The following is a 17,148-nucleotide window of genomic DNA, read 5'->3' as shown; positions in this document are numbered from 1 at the left end:
TTCGCTTGCGCGAAGTTAGAGGAAGTTTAGAACAGTCAGACGATTTGCGCGTCCCCCCTTCTACAGCAAGGCACGCGCGCGAAGGCCGGCATTGCGCGCGGCCAGTCGGGCTGCGCGGCAACGGCGCGGGGCCTCGTTCAGTCCATTGAAAGGCGCAGCGCGAATCCGATCAGTGCCGCCGAAAACGTCCAGCGCTGCACGGTCTGTGCGAGCGGATGCGCGCGCATCCACGCCGCGATGCGCGACGCGCCGAACACGCACGCGAGATCGAAGCACACGCCGGCCGCGACCAGCAGCGCGCCGAGCTCGAACATCTGCCAGACGACCGGCCCGGCCTCGGGTCGCACGAACTGCGGCAGCAGCACCGAGCAGAACAGCAGCGCCTTCGGGTTCAGCAGGTTCGTCAGCAGCCCCTTCACGAATGACTGCCGCAGCTCGCCGGCCGTCGCCGCATCGCCGTCGCCGAGCGCGAACACCGGCGAGCGGAACACCTGGATCGCCACATACGCGAGGTACAACGCGCCGCCATAGCGGATCACCTCGTACAGCCACGGTGCGCCGCGGATCAGCGCCGCGACGCCGCAGGCCGACAGCGTCACATGTGCGGTGCGCGCGAGCGACAGCCCGGCTGCCGCCGCCATCCCGGGCCGCACGCCACGGCCGATGCTGGTCTGCAGCACGAGCGCCATGTCCGGCCCCGGCACCGCATATATGGCGGCCAGCGCGGCGAGATAAATCAACAGCAAATGCGTGGAAATCATGGTCTGCCCCGTCCTTCAATGACGATATGTTGCCGCTGAAGAAGGAGGGATTATTGGCCATCTTTGGCTCAGGATTGGCGATCCTTAGGGGAATCCGCCACAATCACGAAATCGATACAAGAATTCCGCCAACATGACCGAGCTCGACAAAACCGACCGCGCCATCCTCGCCGCGGTGCAGCGCGACGGCCGCATGCCGATCGCCCGCCTCGCCGAATCCGTCGGCCTGTCCGAGACGCCCTGCGCGCGGCGCCTCAAGCGGCTCGAAAGCGACGGCTACATCGAGCGCTACCGCGCGCAGCTGTCGCGGCAGGCGCTCGGCTTCGGCGTCGTCGCGTTCGTGCTCGTGCGGTTCGCGACGCACGACCGCAAGGTCGCCGACCGGTTCGAACGGGAAGTGCTCGGCATCGAGCGGATCCTCGCGTGCCACAACGTCGCGGGCACGGCCGACTACCTGCTGCAGGTGGTCGCGCGCGACCTCGACGACTACGGCACGTTCCTGCGCGACTCGCTGCGGATGCTGCCGGGCGTAACCTCGATCGAGTCGGCGCTGTCGCTACGCGAGGTGAAGCACGACGCGGGCTTGCCGGTACCGTGAGGCGCGGCTGCGCCAGCCGCCCCGGCGTAACGCTGGTTCACATGGTTGGCGCCCGCGGCGTCATGCCGCGTCGGGCGCCTGATGCGCGCGTTCGAGATCCTCGAGAAACGCCTCGACCAGCGGATTCCCGCGCCCGTTGCGCGCGACGACCATGTGGAACGTCACGTCGTAGCGCAGCGCCTCCGGATTGAGCGGGGCAAGCAGCCCCTGCGCGACGTACGGCGCCGCGAAGTGTTGCGGCAGGTAGCCGAGATGGTGGCCGGACAGGATCAGCAGCGCGACGGCTTCCATGTTGTCGGCCGTCGCGGTCACGCGGTCGGGCGTGGTCGACAACTGCGCCTCCGGCAGCGGATACGAGCGCCACGCCCATTCGAAGCCCGCGACGTCGGCCGGCGTCAGCATGCCGGCCCCGTCGAACAGCGGATGGCCGCGGCCGCAATAGGCGACCTGGCGCTCGATGAACAGCGGCGTGTAGTGCAGCGACGGCACGCGGTGCCAGAAGTAGCCGACCGCGATCTGGATCTCGTCGCTCAGCAGCTTCTCCTCGAGATCGCCCGGCGCGCGCACCGAAATCGAGAAACGCACGGCTTCGTCGCGCGTGCGGAACGCGGCGATCGCCTCCGCGATCCGCGCATTCTGGCTCACCGGCGTATGACCGATCAGGCCGATGTTCAGCGTGCCGACCAGCTGGCGGCCCATGTGCCGCGCGGCCATCCCGAATTCGTCGAGCGCCGCGAGCAGCTTGCGGCTCATCGCGTGGAACCGCTCGCCCTTCGGCGTGAGGCGGAAGCCGCTACGGCCGCGCTCGCAGAGCCGGTAGCCGAGCCGCGTCTCGAGCGACGACAGCTGCGCGCTGATCGTCGACTGCCCGACGTTCAGCACGGCCTGCGCGGCCGATACGCCGCCCGCGTCCGTGACCGCGAGAAACACGCGGATCAACCGTAGATCGAGGGTCGACAGATTCCCCAGCACGTTCATCCCCTTCCATACATCGATGAAAATCGATGTTTACGTCGATATCTTCGCATTCTTCTTTCCCGGCGGAGCGCGTAAAACTGTGCGCCAGGCCGCGTCGCATGATACGGCAACCCCACACCGGAAGAGACAGCCATGAACGACCACCCCCATTTCCAGCCGCTCGGCGGCAATGAAATGCCGCGCTGCGGCGGTATCGCGACGATGATGCGCCTGCCGCACGTGGCGAGCGCCGAAGGCCTCGACGCCTGTTTCGTCGGCGTGCCGTTCGATCTCGGCACGTCCAACCGCACCGGCGCACGCTTCGGCCCGCGCCAGATCCGCACCGAATCCGTGCTGCTGCGCCCGTACAACATGGCCACGCGCGCCGCGCCGTTCGATTCGCTGCAGGTGGCCGATATCGGCGACGTCGCGATCAACCCGTACAACCTGCACGATTCGATCGCGCGCATCGAAGCCGCGTACGACGCGATCCTCGAGCACGACTGCAAGCCGATCACGCTCGGCGGCGACCACACGATCGCGCTGCCGATCCTGCGCGCGATCCACCGCAAGCACGGCAAGGTTGCATTGATCCACGTCGATGCACACGCCGACGTGAACGACACGATGATGGGCGAAAAGATCGCGCACGGCACCCCGTTCCGCCGCGCGGTCGAGGAAGGCCTGCTGCACGGCGACAAGGTCACGCAGATCGGCCTGCGCGGCACCGGCTACGCGGCCGAGGATTTCGACTGGTGCCGCGAGCAGGGTTTCCGCGTCGTCCAGGCCGAGGCATGCTGGAACAAGTCGCTTGCGCCGCTGATGGAAGAAGTGCGCGCCCGCGTCGGCGACACGCCCGTCTACATCAGCTTCGACATCGACGGCATCGACCCGGCCTACGCACCGGGCACCGGCACGCCGGAAATCGCCGGCCTCACGGTGCCGCAGGCGCTCGAGATCATCCGCGGCGCGAAGGGGCTGAACATCGTCGGCTGCGACCTCGTCGAAGTCGCGCCGCCGTACGACCCGTTCGGCACCACGGCGCTGCTCGGCGCGAACCTCGCGTACGAGCTGCTGTGCGTGCTGCCGGGCGTCGCGTACCGGGACTGATCCCGCCCCCCCCTATTCCAAATCAGAGGATTCCAGAGGAGCACATATAAAGATGGGGACTTCCGTCAAGCAACCGAAGCGGGCGGCGCTCGCTTCGTTCGTCGGCACCACGATCGAGTGGTACGACTTCTATAGCTACGCGACCGCCGCCGCCATCGTGTTCGGGCCGCTGTTCTTTCCCGGCGAAAACCGCTTCATCAGCCTGCTCGCGTCGTTCGGCTCGTTCGCGGTCGGTTTCTTCGCACGGCCGCTCGGCGGCGTGATGTTCGGCTATCTCGGCGACCGCTTCGGCCGCAAGCGCTCGCTGCTTGCGACGCTGATGCTGATGGCCGTGTCGACCGTCGCGATCGGCCTGCTGCCGACCCACGCGCAAGCCGGCGTGATCGCGCCGGTCCTGCTCGTGCTGATGCGCGTGCTGCAAGGCATCGCGGTCGGCGGCGAATGGGGCGGCGCGGTGCTGCTCGCCGGCGAGCACGCGCCCGAAGGCAAGCGCACGTTCTTCGCGTCGTTCGCGCAGCTCGGCAGCGCCAGCGGCCTGATCCTGTCGATGCTCGCGTTCGGCGCGATCAGCACGCTGTCGAAGGACGACATGATGAGCTGGGGCTGGCGCGTGCCGTTCCTCGCAAGTTCCGTCCTGCTGATCGTCGGCTTCGTGATCCGCGCGAGCGTGTCCGAGTCGCCCGAGTTCGAGGAGGTCAGGAAGAGCGGCAACATCGCGCAACAACCGCTGCGCGAGGCGCTCAAGTACTGGCCGTTGCTGCTGCTCGCGATCGGTGCAAACGTATACGGCATCGCCGGCGTGTATTTCAGCAACATCTTCATGATCAGCTATGCGACGCAGTTCCTGTCGCTCGACCGGTCGATGGTGCTGCATTGCATGACGATCGTCGCGGTGCTGCAGTTCGTCGTGCAGCTCGCGGCCGCGTTTCTCGCGCAACGCTTCGGCACCACGCGCGTGCTGCTGATCACCGGCGCATGGGCCGCCCTCGTCCCGTTCGTGATGCTGCCGCTCGTGCACATGGGTACGCCGCTGTCGATCACGGTCGGCGTCGGCCTCGCGACGCTGGCGGAATCGGGCTACTACGCGGTCGTCGCGGGCTTCGTCAGCGGCATCTTCGTCGCGCGGATCCGCTACACGGCGATCTCGATCGCGTACCAGGTGTGCGGCGCGCTCGCCGGCGGCCTCACGCCGCTCGTGGCGACCATCATCGCGCAGAACACCGCGCCGCAATGGTGGCCGCTGGCGCTCCAGTACACGAGTGCGGCCGTGCTGTCGTCGCTGTGCGTGTGGCTGATCTCGCGCCGCGTCGGCATCGACGATGTCGGCGCGCCCGGCAAGACGAACGCGGCGCTGCCGCGCGGCGCGCGCACCGCGTAGCGTCCGCACGACGGGCAGGCGCTTCGCCTGCCCGTTTTTCATCGGGCGGCGCGTCGCACCGCCCGCTGCTTTCCCCGCCCTTGATTGCCTGCCGCAACGGCGTCGCGGCAGGCACGCGCACGCGGTCGCATCGAACGACCGCGCGACCCTGGAGACATTGCCGTCATGAACCGCCCCGACACCCTCGATGTCGGCCGCGCCGAACCGGCCGGCCTCACGATCGAGCACCATTCGATCGACTACATCCCCGAACACGAACGCCATGCGAAGCTCGCCAGCCAGGGCCCGTTCTGGTTTCTCGGCAACTTCCATTTCTTCACGATCTCGATCGGCTTCGTCGGGCCGGGCATGGGCCTGTCGGCGGGCTGGACGACGCTTGCGGGCGCGCTCGGCATCATGTTCGGCACGATCTTCATGGCGTTCCACGGCTCGCAGGGGCCGGAGATGGGCCTGCCGCAGATGATCCAGTCGCGCGCGCAATTCGGTTATCGCGGCGTGATCGTCGCGCTGCTCGCGACGCTGTTCGTGTTCGTCGGCTTCAATGTCGTCAACGTATCGCTGATGGTCGACGGCGTGCACAGCGTATTCGGAATCGACGGCGGCTTCGTCGCCGTCGCGGCCGTGGTAACCGGCGCACTGCTCGCGATCTACGGCCACGACCTGATGCACCGGACCTTCACGTGGGCGCTGATCGCGACGCTGCCGCTCTATGCGCTCGTCACGCTCGCGCTCGTGTTCGGCCATGCGGCGCCGCCCCATGCCGCCGTTGCGCCGGCCGCGCCGAGCTTCAACGGGATCGCCTTCGCGACACAGTTCGCGATTGCCGCGAGCTACAACATCTCCTATGCGCCGTACGTGTCGGACTATTCGCGCTATCTGCCGAAGCACACGAGCCGCGCGAAGCTGATCGCCGTGATCTTCGCCGGCGCGTCGCTGTCGGGCACCTGGATGATCGGCCTCGGCGCATGGCTCGCGCAGAAGCTGCACGCGGCCGATGCGCTGGTCGCGATGAACGACGTCGGCTCGTCGCTGGTGCCGGGCCTCGGCAAGCTGATCGCGATCGTGTCGCTGGTCGGCTTCCTGCCGATCATCGCGCTCAATGCATACAGCGCGATGCTGACCGTCCTGACCGCCGCCGATTCGATCGTGCCGATCCGGCCGACACGCCGCGCGCGCGTCGCGTCGATCGTCGCGATCAGCACGTTCGTGCTCGCCTGCGTGTTCGCGATCCGCGGCAACGGCATCGCACTGCTGCAGACGTTCCTGACGCTGATGCTCTACTTCCTCGTGCCGTGGACCGCGGTGAACCTCGTCGATTACTTCTTCGTGCGGCGCGGCCGCTACGCGATCGCGCACTTCTTCACGCCGGACGGACTCTACGGCGCGTGGCAGCCGCGCGGCATCGTCGCGTACCTGGCCGGCTTCGCCGCGATGGTGCCGTTCTTCTCCATCTTCGATGCCGAAGCGAACCGCGAGGTCTTCGTCGGCCCGTTCGCACGCATGCTGGGTGGCGTCGATATCGCATGGCTCGTCGGGCTGGCCGTCGCGGGTGCCGTGTATGCGGTGCTGTCGCGTTCGCTCGATCTCGAACGCGAACGACGCGTGATCGCCGACGCACGGTCTCCCGAAACGCTCGCCGACACGCCCCGTCACGAACACGCGTGACGGCGCGCGCGGCGCATCGCGGCGCGCAGGTTGCCTGCCGGGTCATCGATCCCGGCGGCAAGCGCGCAGCATGCGCTACGTTACCGCGCCTGGGCGCGCAACGTCTTCGCGGCGGCGACCATGTTCGTCAGCGCCGGAATCACCTCCGCCCACTGCCGCGTTTTCAGCCCGCAATCCGGGTTCACCCACAGGCGTTCCGCCGGAATCCGTTCGGCCGCCTTCTTCATCAACCCGACGATATGATCCTGCGTCGGGATGTTCGGCGAATGGATGTCGTACACGCCCGGCCCGATTTCGTTCGGATACCTGAAATCGTCGAACGCGTCGAGCAGCTCCATGTCCGAGCGCGACGTCTCGATCGTGATCACGTCCGCATCCATGTCGGCGATCGACGCGATGATGTCGTTGAACTCCGAATAGCACATGTGCGTGTGGATCTGCGTATCGTCCCGCACGCCGTTCGCGGTGATGCGGAACGACTCGACCGCCCACTTCAGGTATTCGCCCCACTGCGCGCGGCGCAGCGGCAGCCCTTCGCGCAGCGCGGCCTCGTCGATCTGGATCACGCGCACGCCGGCCTTCTCGAGATCGAGCACTTCTGCGCGGATCGCGAGCGCGAGCTGGTAGCACGACACCGAGCGCGGCTGGTCGTCGCGCACGAACGACCAGTTGAGGATCGTCACGGGGCCGGTCAGCATGCCCTTCATCGGCTTGTCCGTCAGCGACTGCGCGTACGTGATCCATTCGACCGTCATCGCCTTCGGGCGGCTGATGTCGCCGAACAGAATCGGCGGCTTCACGCAGCGCGACCCGTACGACTGCACCCAGCCGAACTGGCTGAATGCGTAGCCATCGAGTTGTTCGCCGAAGTATTCGACCATGTCGTTGCGTTCGGCTTCGCCGTGCACGAGCACGTCGAGTTCGAGCGATTCCTGTTCGCGGACGCTGCGTTCGATCTCGGCCTGCATCGCCGTGCGGTAGCCGGCTTCGTCCAGCGCGCCGGCCTTGAACCGGCTGCGCGCGTGGCGGATTTCGGCGGTCTGCGGGAACGAACCGATCGTCGTCGTCGGGAAGGCCGGCAGGTTCAGGCGCGCCGACTGCTTCGGCGCACGCTGCGGATACGGGCTCGCGCGGTTGCCGAGCTGCGCATCGATACGCGCGATCGCGGCCTTCACCGCCGGGTTGTTCACACGCGGCGAGCGGCGGCGCGAAGCGATCGCGGCGGCGTTCGCGGCGAGCGCCCCGGCCACCTCGTCGCGGCCCTCGTTCAGCGCGGTCGCGAGCACCTTCAGCTCATCGAGCTTCTGCAGCGCGAACGCGAGCCACGAACGGATTTCCGCATCGAGCTTGTCCTCGCTCGCGAGATCGACCGGCACGTGCAGCAGCGAGCACGACGGCGCGAGCCACAGGCGATCGCCGAGCTGCTTCGCGAGCGGCTCGAGCCAGTCGAGCGTCGCATTCAGGTCCGTCTTCCAGATGTTGCGGCCGTTGATCGCGCCCACCGACAGCACGCGTTCGGCCGGCAGCTCACGAACCAGCGCGTCGATTTCGGCGCGGGCGTTGATCGCGTCGACATGCAGGCCGTCGACCGGCAGCGACGCCGCGAGCGTCAGGTTGTCCTGAAGCTGGCCGAAGTACGTCGCGAGCAGCAGCTTGATGCGGCGCGTTTCCAGCACCGCGTAGGCGGTGCGGAAGGCCTGGCGCCATTCGGCATCGAGTTCGGTCACGAGAATCGGCTCGTCGATCTGCACCCATTCGACGCCCTGCGCGGTCAGCGTGTCGAGCAGCGCGCCGTACACGGGCAGCAGCTTCGGCAGCAGCGCGAGGCGATCGGAATCGTCCTTCGCCTTGCCGAGCCACAGGTACGTGACGGGGCCGAGGATCACCGGCTTCGCGTTCACGCCCTGCGCGGTCGCCTCGGCCAGTTGCTGCAGCAGGCGCGACGGATCGAGCGAGAAGTTCGTGTCGGCGTGGAATTCCGGGACGATGTAGTGGTAGTTCGTATCGAACCACTTCGTCATTTCACCGGCCGCGACGCCGCCGCAGCACGCCGCGTGTTCTTCAGCCGATTGCGCCGACCGGCCGCGCGCGACGCGGAAGGCGTTGTCGAGCGCATCACCGTGGAAGTCCTGCACGCGCTTCGGCAGATTGCCGAGCGTGAAGCTCATGTCGAGCACCTGGTCGTAGAACGAGAAATCGCCGATCGGCGCCAGGTCCAGGTCGCGCTGATCGTGCCAGTGGCGCCGGCGCAGCTCGGCGCCGAGCGCCTTCAGCGCGTCGCGCGACGATTCGCCCTTCCAGTAGCGCTCGAGACCGAACTTGAGTTCGCGCTTCGCGCCGATGCGCGGGAAACCGAGATTGTGTGTCGTGACCATGAAGCTGCCGTCCAGAGAAAAATTGAAGATCCGGCAGTCATCATAGGGATTTCAACACATGAAATAAAATGGCATTATTTCATTCATCCATCAAATTTGTTCATGCATTCATTGCGTGACCCCCATCCATGCTGGAACGATTCCATCTCGTCGTCATTCGTGAAGTCGAGCGCCAGGGCTCGCTGACGGCGGCCGCCAATGCGCTGCACCTCACGCAATCGGCGCTCAGCCATACCGTCCGGAAGATCGAGCAGCAGCTCGGCACGCCGATCTGGGACCGCGAAGGCCGCGGCCTGCGGCTCACGCAGGGCGGGCACTACCTGCTGAAACTGGCGAACCGGCTGCTGCCGCAGTTCGAACTCGCCGAGGAGCGGATGAAGCAGTACGCGAAGGGCGAGCGCGGCACGCTGCGCATCGGGATGGAATGCCACCCGTGCTACCAGTGGCTGCTGAAGGTCGTGTCGCCGTACCTGTCGCGCTGGCCCGACGTCGACGTGGACGTGAAGCAGCGCTTCCAGTTCGGCGGCATCGGCGCGCTGTTCGGCCATGACGTCGACGTGCTCGTGACACCCGACCCGTTGAACAAGCCGGGGTTGCGCTTCGATCCCGTGTTCGATTACGAGCAGGTGCTGGTGGTCGCCGACTCGCACCGGTTCGCGAACGCCGACTACGTCACGCCCGAGCAGCTGACCGACGAGATCCTGATCACGTACCCCGTCGAAACCGACCGGCTCGACATCTACAACCAGTTCCTGACGCCGGCCGGCATCGTGCCGAGGCGGCACAAGTCGATCGAGACGACCGACATCATGCTGCAGATGGTGGCGAGCGGGCGCGGCGTGGCCGCGCTGCCGAGATGGCTGGCCGACGAGTACGCCGACCGGATGCCGGTCGTGCCGGTCAAGCTCGGCAAGAAGGGAATCGCGAAGCAGATCTTCCTCGGCATCCGCGAGGCGGATGCATCGATCGACTATCTGGCCGCGTTCGTCGCGCTGGCGCGCGAATCGACGTGGAGCGCGCCGCGCATGCTGCGCTAGGCGCGCTCGTCCGGCATGCGCGTCAGGCGGCGCGCATCGCGATGCGTTCGCTGCGTTCGACCCAGGCGCCGAACAGCAGGCCGATCGTCGTCCACATGATCGCCTGCATCCCGAGCGCGGCGACGCGGAACTTCCACAGCAAGGCAGCCGGGAATGCGGCCGGTACCTCGTCGAACGACGGCAACCCCAGCTGCACGGCCGCGATGATCGCGACGAACACGAGGCCCGCGACGATCGACGCGTTCCATTGACCGAGCTTCGCCAGCAGGTGGCGGCGCACGCCGACCGAGAACACCATCGTCGCGATCGAGATCGCGATCATCAGGAAGAACAGGCCCGTGCGCTGGCCGATCGTATCGGGGTCGCCGACCGCCGGCGGATTGGCCGGGTACTTGATGTTCGGCACGATCACGAGGGCGATGAACGCCCCCAGCGCGAGCCACGCGGCGAGTTGCCGTGCCGGCAGGCGGCCGCCGCGCCCGTACGCATAGGCAAAGACCAGCGAGAACAGTCCGCCGAAAGCCGCGCCATAGGTCACGACGCCCGTCAGCAGGCCGAGGCCGGCCTGGGTGTGGCGGCTGACCAGTTCGACCTCGTGATCGTGCCCGGGCTCGTCGCCCTTGGCGGCATCGAGTTTTTCTTCAAGGGAGATCGCCCGATCGACTTGCGGTTCGCCGACGATTTTCGCGAAACCGAACGTGATGAGGCCCGCGGCGATGCCTGCGAGCATCCCGCGCATGAGCAGCTTTCCGACCATCGTGTGCTCCGCGTCAGTGGCAGGGAAAGCCGAGCAGATGGCGGCCATCGTGGACGAACTCGTGGACATACATGCCCGGCACGAGCGACGTCGCGCCTTGTTCCGCGCCGACGAAATACAGGGCGAGCAACAGGATCAGGCCGACGAATACGGCCCAGGGCAACAGTTCACGGACGGGGATGGGGGCCGGCACGACCGCCGGCTTCAGCACTGCTTCGCTCATGGATGCACCTCAGGGGAATCGCGCCCCGACAAATGATGGATGGGTACGAAGGCAGGTCTGGCTTCCGGGATCGTCGATTCTCCGGTTACAGTGGCGCGACCGCGCCGGAATTGCACCGGCTTCCGCGTTTCGTATCGGGCGAATTGTACGCGCGAACGGGCGCGTATTGAAGTGATCGCGCGGTGACAATCACGTCCCGTTCCGGATCATCCGACCACCGACATGACCCTGCATGCCTCGCTGCGCCTGATCGCACACGCATCGACCCGGGCGATGCGCACCGGCACGTTCCCCGACGACGATCCGCTCGACGCGCGCGGGCGCGCCGAAGCTGCCGCGTGGCGCGGCCGGTGGTCACGCGCCGGCGGATCGCTCGTCGTGCTGTGCAGCCCCGCATGCTGTGCGCGGCAGACCGCCGATGCGCTCGGGCTGCGCGCCGACGTCGACGACGCGCTGCGCGACATCGACTACGGCAACTGGCGCGGCAAGCGCCTGAGCGACCTCGCACGCGATCTGCCGGGCGAACTTGCCGCGTGGATCGGCGATCCGTCCGCTTCGCCGCACGGCGGCGAATCGTTCGCAGCCGCCGCGCATCGGGTCGGCACATGGTTGAACGCGCTGCCGCCCGGTCGCGACGTGATCGCGATCACGCACGCGCCGCTCGTCCGTGCGGCCCTCGCGCATGTGCTGCGGATGGATCCGGCGGCGGCCGTGCGTCTCGACATCGCGCCGCTGTCATGCACGACGTTCGCCGCTTCGCCGGACGGCTGGTCATGGGTCGCGCCGGATGACGACCGACGCGATGCCGGTGCGTCAACCACCGTTGCGCCCACTATGTGAGCGATCAGGGCGATGCAGCGCCGAGCATTCGGCCAATCAGCTTACATCCCGTAAGACACGCCGTTCGTGGTCCCGACTGTCATCAAACTGACTGCTGGTCACCGCTAGGATCGGACGCGGTTCCCTCACGAGATGCCGTCATGAATCAACCTGCTTCGTCCGCCCCGAACAACGCCGGCTCCATCGAACGTACCAGGCAGATCGGCTATGCCGTGTTCCTGCTGGTGCTCGTGCTCGGCGCCCTCTATATCGGCACGCACCTGTTCGACGATCTGTCGCCGGTCCGCGAAGGCTCGCTGTTTCCGTACCTGTTGCTCGGCGCGGCATTGCTGATCGCGCTCGGCTTCGAATTCGTCAACGGCTTCCACGACACCGCGAATGCGGTCGCCACCGTGATCTATACGCATTCGCTGACGCCGAACGTCGCGGTGATCTGGTCGGGCATGTGGAACTTCCTCGGCGTGATGGTCTCGAGCGGCGCCGTCGCGTTCGGGATCCTGCAGTTGCTGCCCGTCGAGCTGATCCTGCAGGTCGGCAGCGGGGCGGGCTTCGCGATGGTGTTCGCGCTGCTGATCGCCGCGATCGTGTGGAACCTCGCGACCTGGTATTTTGGGTTGCCCTCGTCGAGCTCGCATACGCTGATCGGGTCGATCATCGGCGTCGGGCTGATGAACCAGCTGATGCACGGGCCGTCCGGCACGAGCGGCGTCGACTGGGGTCAAGCGCTCGGCGTCGGCAAGTCGCTGCTGGTCTCGCCGATCGTCGGCTTCCTGTGCGCGGCGCTGCTGCTGCTCGTGCTGAAAGCGCTCGTGCGGATTCCCGAGCTGTACAAGGAGCCGCCGAAGGATCAGCCGCCGCCGTTCTGGATTCGCTGCCTGCTGATCCTGACCTGCACGGGCGTGTCGTTCGCACACGGGTCGAACGACGGACAGAAAGGGATGGGCCTCATCATGCTGATCCTGATCGGCACGGTGCCGACCGCGTATGCGCTGAACAAGGCCGTCACGCCGGCCGAATCGCAAACCTTCGTGGCGGTCGCGAACCAGGCGGCCGCGACGTTCGGCAAGTACACGAACGGCGTCGCGCCGTCCGCGAACCCGCGCGCCGACGTCGAGCACTACGTTCAGCATCGCGAACTGACGCCCGCCGTGCTGCCGGCCGTGCAGCAACTGTCGACGTCGCTCGCGACCGCGGTCGGCGCGTCGGGCTCGATGGCGGCCGTGCCGCAGCGCGACGTCGACAACGTGCGCAACACGATGTATCTCGTCTCCGAAGCCATCCGCCTGATCGAGAAGTCCGGTCAGCCCGCGTTCGCCGCCGACGACAAGCTCGCGATCGACAACTATCGCAAGCAGCTCGACCACGCGACCAAGTTCATCCCGACCTGGGTGAAGGTCGCCGTCGCGATCGCGCTGGGCCTCGGCACGATGGTCGGCTGGAAGCGGATCGTCGTGACCGTCGGCGAAAAAATCGGCAAGCAGCATCTGACGTATGGACAGGGCGCATCGGCCGAACTCGTCGCGATGCTGACGATCGGCGCCGCCGACGTGTACGGCCTGCCCGTGTCGACGACCCACGTATTGTCGTCGGGTGTCGCGGGCACGATGGCGGCGAACGGCTCCGGACTGCAATGGAGCACGGTGCGCAGCCTCGTGCTCGCGTGGGTGCTGACGCTGCCGGCGTCGATCGCGCTTGCCGGCGGGCTCTACTGGTTGTTCCGGTCGCTGGCTTGATTCGGGTTGCAACGGGTGGCCGGTATCAGCCGGCCGCCTGTCATGGAAGATTCACCGCTCGCCTCCGCGCCTCTCCGCACCGATCCGCCGCAGCGTTCGAATGTCCGTGCGCGCACCATGCCGTCCCCTCCTCGTTCCGAATTGAAGCGCAAGATCTGGAGCGCATCCGCACACGAACGTCGTTAGACTGGGTTCGTCGACTTTCTCCGTGGCCGCAACCATGCACGCAATGCTTCCGGGCGTTTCGCGCGACCCGGCGCCACATCGCTGACGAACCGAGGGACGCCCGTGAACATCGCCGATCTGCAACCTGCCATCGCATCGCCGGACATCGCTCGACGCGTCGACACCCTCGACTGGCCGACTGTCGGCGCCGAACTCGATCGGTACGGATGCGCGCATGTGCCGGGCCTGATTTCGACGGACGAGTGCGATGCGCTCGCGGCGCTGTATCCGCGGGATGCACTTTATCGTTCACGCGTGGTGATGGCGCGGCACGGGTTCGGTCGCGGCGAATACAAGTATTTTGCGTATCCGCTGCCAGCGGTCATCGCCGAGCTGCGCGCGACGCTCTACCCGCATCTCGCGCCGATCGCGAATCGCTGGAACCAGGCACTCGGGATCGACGTCCGCTATCCGAAAGACTCTACGACCTTCCTCGATCGCTGCCACTCGGCAGGACAGACGCGACCGACGCCGCTGATCCTGCAATACGGTCCCGACGACTACAACTGTCTCCATCAGGATCTCTATGGCGAGCACGTGTTTCCGCTGCAGGTCGCGATCCTGCTGTCGGCGCCGGGCCGCGATTTCACGGGTGGGGAATTCGTGCTGACGGAACAGCGGCCGCGCATGCAATCACGCGCGGAAGTGGTGCCGTTGATGCAAGGCGATGCGGTGATTTTCGCCGTGCATGGCCGGCCCGTGCAGGGGACGCGCGGCGTCTATCGCGTCAACCTGCGCCACGGCGTGAGCCGGATTCGCAGCGGCCACCGTCACACGTTGGGCCTCATCTTTCACGACGCGCAGTAGCAAGAATCGGGATGACGCTGATGAGGGCGTGCCGATCGCCACACACCGGATTCAAACCGGACACGCCGCGCGCCATTGCCCTGCGCCGCCAAGCCAGGCCCCGCCCGATCCGGCGCGGGCTTTTGCATTTCGGCGGCGTAAATGCGTGTGATGTGCAGCGTTACCCGGCTATCCGCGTTACCCTGCCGCCCGCGTCACGATCCAGCATTGCTCCTCGGTCCGCTCACTCACCCTCGGCGACAGACGATCGATTGTGATAACCGTCAGGCCATCTCAGCCATGACGAATCGGCACTCGAGGTGAACGACGGGGAACCGGCATGCTCACCTGTCGCAACGCAATGCGACTTGAAGTCCGGGCCTATCCTCGCGCCACGTTCGCCCGCAGCCGGTCGCCTGCGTCCGAGGCCAGCCGCGCATAGCCCGGCAACGTCAACAGTGCGAGCACGCCTGCCGCGACGAATGCCCAGCGGAAGTCGTCGAGCACGTAATGCATGCCGGCCGCATCGCCGCGCGCCAACGCCGCGACCCGCAGCGACAACGCACCGAACGCGATCCCCATCCCGATCGTCATCTGCTGCGCGGCGCTCCACAGCGTGCTGGCCGCGCTCGTCTGATGAGCCGGGATATCCGCATAGGCAAGCGTCGCGAGCGTCGTGAACTGCATCGACCGCGTCAGCCCGTAGACGAATACGACGAGCAGCGTGATCGCCAGCGGCGTCGACGCGGTCAGCCAACCGCACGCGATCGTGAAGACGCCGACGATCGTCACGTCGACGAGTGCAACGCGCCGGAAGCCGTATCGGTCGAGAATCCACGACGTTCCCGCCTTCATGCCCAGATTGCCGAGCGCGCTCGCGAGCAGCAGCAGGCCGGACTGGAACGGCGACAGCCCGAAGCCGATCTGGAACAGCAGCGGCAGCAGGTACGGCACGGCATTGATCGCCATCCGCGTGACCGAACCGGTGATCACCGTCACCGAGAATGTCGGCACCTTCAGCGTCGTGAAATCGAGCAGCGGATGTGCGTAACGTCGTGCATGCAGCCATGCGGCCAGGCCGAACAGCACGCTTGCACCCACCAGGACGCCCGCACGCGTGAAGTCGACATCCTGCTGCCCAGCCGCCTCGGTGCCGATCAGCAGACAAGTCAAGGCGCCGCCGGCCAGCACGAATCCAACCCAGTCGAGCGGCCGTTGTTCGTCGGCCCGCGTATTCCGGACGATCAGCCAGGTACAGACGAGCGCGGCAATGCCGAACGGGACGTTCAGCAGGAAGATCCAGCGCCATGACGCATAGGTCGTGATGAAGCCGCCGATCGGCGGCCCGACCACAGGCGCGACGATGCCCGGCCACGTGATCGTCGCGATCGCACGCATCAGCTTGGCCTTCTCGGTGCTGCGCACGACGATCATCCGTCCGACCGGGACCATCATCGCCCCGCCGACGCCCTGCAGCAACCGCGCAGCCGTGAACGTCCCGACGCCGTCGGACAGCCCGCACAGCACGGACGCACCGGTGAAGACGACGATCGCACTCGCGAATACCGTGCGCGATCCATAGCGGTCCGCGATCCAGCCGCTGATCGGAATGAATACGGCCAGCGCCAGCATGTAGGCCGTCATCCCGAGGCTCAGCGCGTTCGGCCCGACGCCAAACGAGCGCGCCATCTGCGGCAGCGCGGTCGCGATCACGGTCGTATCGAGGTACTCCATGAAGAACGTTGCGGCCACGAGATACGGCAAGAAGTCGGTCGTCCGACCACCTTGAGCAGGGCTGTCAGTCATGAACGATGCAGGAAACGGAATGCGGGAGACCCCGATCGCCAGCGGATGCGGACGAGCGCAGCCGATCGGGACGAATGGCGATATTACCCCGAAGGGCCTGCTCTCCGCTCTGCAACGCATGTCGCGAAAATGGACTTTATGCGCATAGATTTTTATGACGAGTTCGTGATGTATTCGCCGACGGGCGCACACGATCAATTCGACGGGGCGAGTCGAAAGTGGGTAGATGAAGCGGGGCTTTTTTCACCAGAAGCGGTATTTGTCGATTATTGTCGACGAATTTCGCCCATCATCGGCCATCAGACATTGCCGCCTGGTGTAGCGACATCGACCGGGCGCTGACTGAGGATGGATTGACGTGATCCGTAGAAGGACGTGCCGGGGGGGATTCGAGAGGTGTCTGGCGGGCGGATTGCTCGAGCCCGGCAGATGCCAGATTCCAGATCATTGGCCATCTCGGTTTCGGCCGCATTGCACGTGGCCGCGCACGTGCATTTCCGTCGCCGAAATGCAAAAACCCCCGCCTGGTCGGGCGGGGGTTCTTGGCTTAGGGAGCCTGACGATTACCTACTTTCACACGGGAATCCGCACTATCATCGGCGTAGAGTCGTTTCACGGTCCTGTTCGGGATGGGAAGGGGTGGGACCGACTCGCTATGGTCATCAGGCAAAGGGGGTTGTTCTGCTGGCGTGGCCAACAGAACTAATCTTGGAAGAAGCAGTAATTTAGGTTGTGTGTATCACACACGAGAATCCAACATGTCGCTCTGGATCTTGCAGCCAGTGCTTTCACACGGCGCCGATCCACAAGGCAGACTTGTTATAGGATCAAGCCTTACGGGCAATTAGTATCAGTTAGCTGAACGCATTACTGCGCTTACACACCTGACCTATCAAC

Annotated in this window: 14 protein-coding genes, 2 rRNA genes and 1 riboswitch; of the genes, 8 read left to right on the top strand and 8 right to left on the bottom strand. The window is 66.1% G+C overall.

From position 1 onward, the window contains the following. Positions 1-137 precede the first annotated feature (137 nt). Positions 138-761, bottom strand: coding sequence for a LysE family translocator (locus tag HWX00_RS14335; RefSeq protein ID WP_049029964.1), 624 nt, complete (start codon positions 759-761; stop codon positions 138-140). 133 nt (positions 762-894) lie between these two features. Between HWX00_RS14335 and HWX00_RS14330 the strand changes: the two genes are divergently transcribed. Beyond that, on the top strand, positions 895-1,359 hold the full coding sequence (locus HWX00_RS14330; protein ID WP_034180918.1) for an Lrp/AsnC family transcriptional regulator: 465 nt from the start codon (positions 895-897) through the stop codon (positions 1,357-1,359). Between the two features lie 60 nt (positions 1,360-1,419). On the opposite strand, the gene HWX00_RS14325 is transcribed toward HWX00_RS14330, so the two are convergent. Beyond that, on the bottom strand, positions 1,420-2,331 hold the full coding sequence (locus HWX00_RS14325) for a LysR family transcriptional regulator (RefSeq protein WP_175028836.1): 912 nt from the start codon (positions 2,329-2,331) through the stop codon (positions 1,420-1,422). 138 nt (positions 2,332-2,469) lie between these two features. Between HWX00_RS14325 and speB the strand changes: the two genes are divergently transcribed. The 3 genes from speB to HWX00_RS14310 all read left to right on the top strand — a co-directional run bounded on the left by speB (position 2,470) and on the right by HWX00_RS14310 (position 6,469). Next, positions 2,470-3,426, top strand: coding sequence for an agmatinase (gene speB, locus HWX00_RS14320; protein ID WP_059557429.1), 957 nt, complete (start codon positions 2,470-2,472; stop codon positions 3,424-3,426). A 52-nt stretch (positions 3,427-3,478) separates the two neighbouring features. Next, the gene (locus HWX00_RS14315; protein ID WP_034190621.1) at positions 3,479-4,804 is read left to right on the top strand and encodes an MFS transporter; all 1,326 of its coding nucleotides are present in this window, start codon (positions 3,479-3,481) and stop codon (positions 4,802-4,804) included. Between the two features lie 165 nt (positions 4,805-4,969). Next, the gene (locus HWX00_RS14310; protein ID WP_175028835.1) at positions 4,970-6,469 is read left to right on the top strand and encodes a purine-cytosine permease family protein; all 1,500 of its coding nucleotides are present in this window, start codon (positions 4,970-4,972) and stop codon (positions 6,467-6,469) included. A gap of 80 nt (positions 6,470-6,549) precedes the next feature. Here the strand turns inward: HWX00_RS14310 and metE are convergent, their stop codons facing one another. Continuing rightward, positions 6,550-8,844, bottom strand: coding sequence for a 5-methyltetrahydropteroyltriglutamate--homocysteine S-methyltransferase (gene metE / locus HWX00_RS14305; RefSeq protein WP_175028834.1), 2,295 nt, complete (start codon positions 8,842-8,844; stop codon positions 6,550-6,552). A 128-nt stretch (positions 8,845-8,972) separates the two neighbouring features. On the opposite strand from metE, the gene HWX00_RS14300 reads away from it, so the two are divergent. Then, the gene (locus HWX00_RS14300; protein ID WP_034190624.1) at positions 8,973-9,881 is read left to right on the top strand and encodes a LysR family transcriptional regulator; all 909 of its coding nucleotides are present in this window, start codon (positions 8,973-8,975) and stop codon (positions 9,879-9,881) included. A 22-nt stretch (positions 9,882-9,903) separates the two neighbouring features. On the opposite strand, the gene HWX00_RS14295 is transcribed toward HWX00_RS14300, so the two are convergent. Beyond that, entirely contained in the window at positions 9,904-10,638 is a 735-nt protein-coding gene (locus HWX00_RS14295) for a CbtA family protein (protein ID WP_175028833.1), read from the bottom strand. Positions 10,639-10,651: 13 nt separating this feature from the next. Then, positions 10,652-10,861 (bottom strand): CbtB domain-containing protein, encoded by a 210-nt coding sequence (locus HWX00_RS14290; RefSeq protein ID WP_006488502.1) that lies wholly within the window; start codon positions 10,859-10,861, stop codon positions 10,652-10,654. 33 nt (positions 10,862-10,894) lie between these two features. Continuing rightward, a riboswitch (cobalamin riboswitch) is annotated at positions 10,895-11,033 on the bottom strand. Between the two features lie 50 nt (positions 11,034-11,083). Between HWX00_RS14290 and HWX00_RS14285 the strand changes: the two genes are divergently transcribed. The 3 genes from HWX00_RS14285 (at position 11,084) to HWX00_RS14275 (ending at position 14,466) form a co-directional block, all read left to right on the top strand. Beyond that, positions 11,084-11,701 (top strand): histidine phosphatase family protein, encoded by a 618-nt coding sequence (locus HWX00_RS14285; RefSeq protein WP_175028832.1) that lies wholly within the window; start codon positions 11,084-11,086, stop codon positions 11,699-11,701. A 140-nt stretch (positions 11,702-11,841) separates the two neighbouring features. Further along, entirely contained in the window at positions 11,842-13,434 is a 1,593-nt protein-coding gene (locus tag HWX00_RS14280) for an inorganic phosphate transporter (protein WP_034190627.1), read from the top strand. Between the two features lie 288 nt (positions 13,435-13,722). Continuing rightward, complete coding sequence (locus HWX00_RS14275) at positions 13,723-14,466, top strand: 2OG-Fe(II) oxygenase (RefSeq protein ID WP_034190628.1); 744 nt, start codon at positions 13,723-13,725, stop codon at positions 14,464-14,466. Between the two features lie 360 nt (positions 14,467-14,826). Here the strand turns inward: HWX00_RS14275 and HWX00_RS14270 are convergent, their stop codons facing one another. From HWX00_RS14270 to HWX00_RS14260, 3 genes are all read right to left on the bottom strand, one after another. Beyond that, positions 14,827-16,251 carry a DHA2 family efflux MFS transporter permease subunit gene (locus tag HWX00_RS14270; protein ID WP_175028831.1) on the bottom strand — a complete coding sequence of 475 codons (1,425 nt, stop codon included), beginning with the start codon at positions 16,249-16,251 and terminating at the stop codon, positions 14,827-14,829. A gap of 554 nt (positions 16,252-16,805) precedes the next feature. Beyond that, positions 16,806-16,918 (bottom strand): 5S ribosomal RNA (gene rrf / locus HWX00_RS14265). Between the two features lie 156 nt (positions 16,919-17,074). Then, a 23S ribosomal RNA gene (locus tag HWX00_RS14260) occupies positions 17,075-17,148 on the bottom strand; the annotation flags it as partial.

The organism is Burkholderia seminalis DSM 23518 (assembly GCF_902832885.1).
In the GTDB taxonomy this organism is placed as follows: domain Bacteria; phylum Pseudomonadota; class Gammaproteobacteria; order Burkholderiales; family Burkholderiaceae; genus Burkholderia; species Burkholderia seminalis.
The sequence above is the reverse complement of the archived record's forward strand: the minus strand, read 5'-3'. Positions and strand labels throughout refer to the sequence as shown.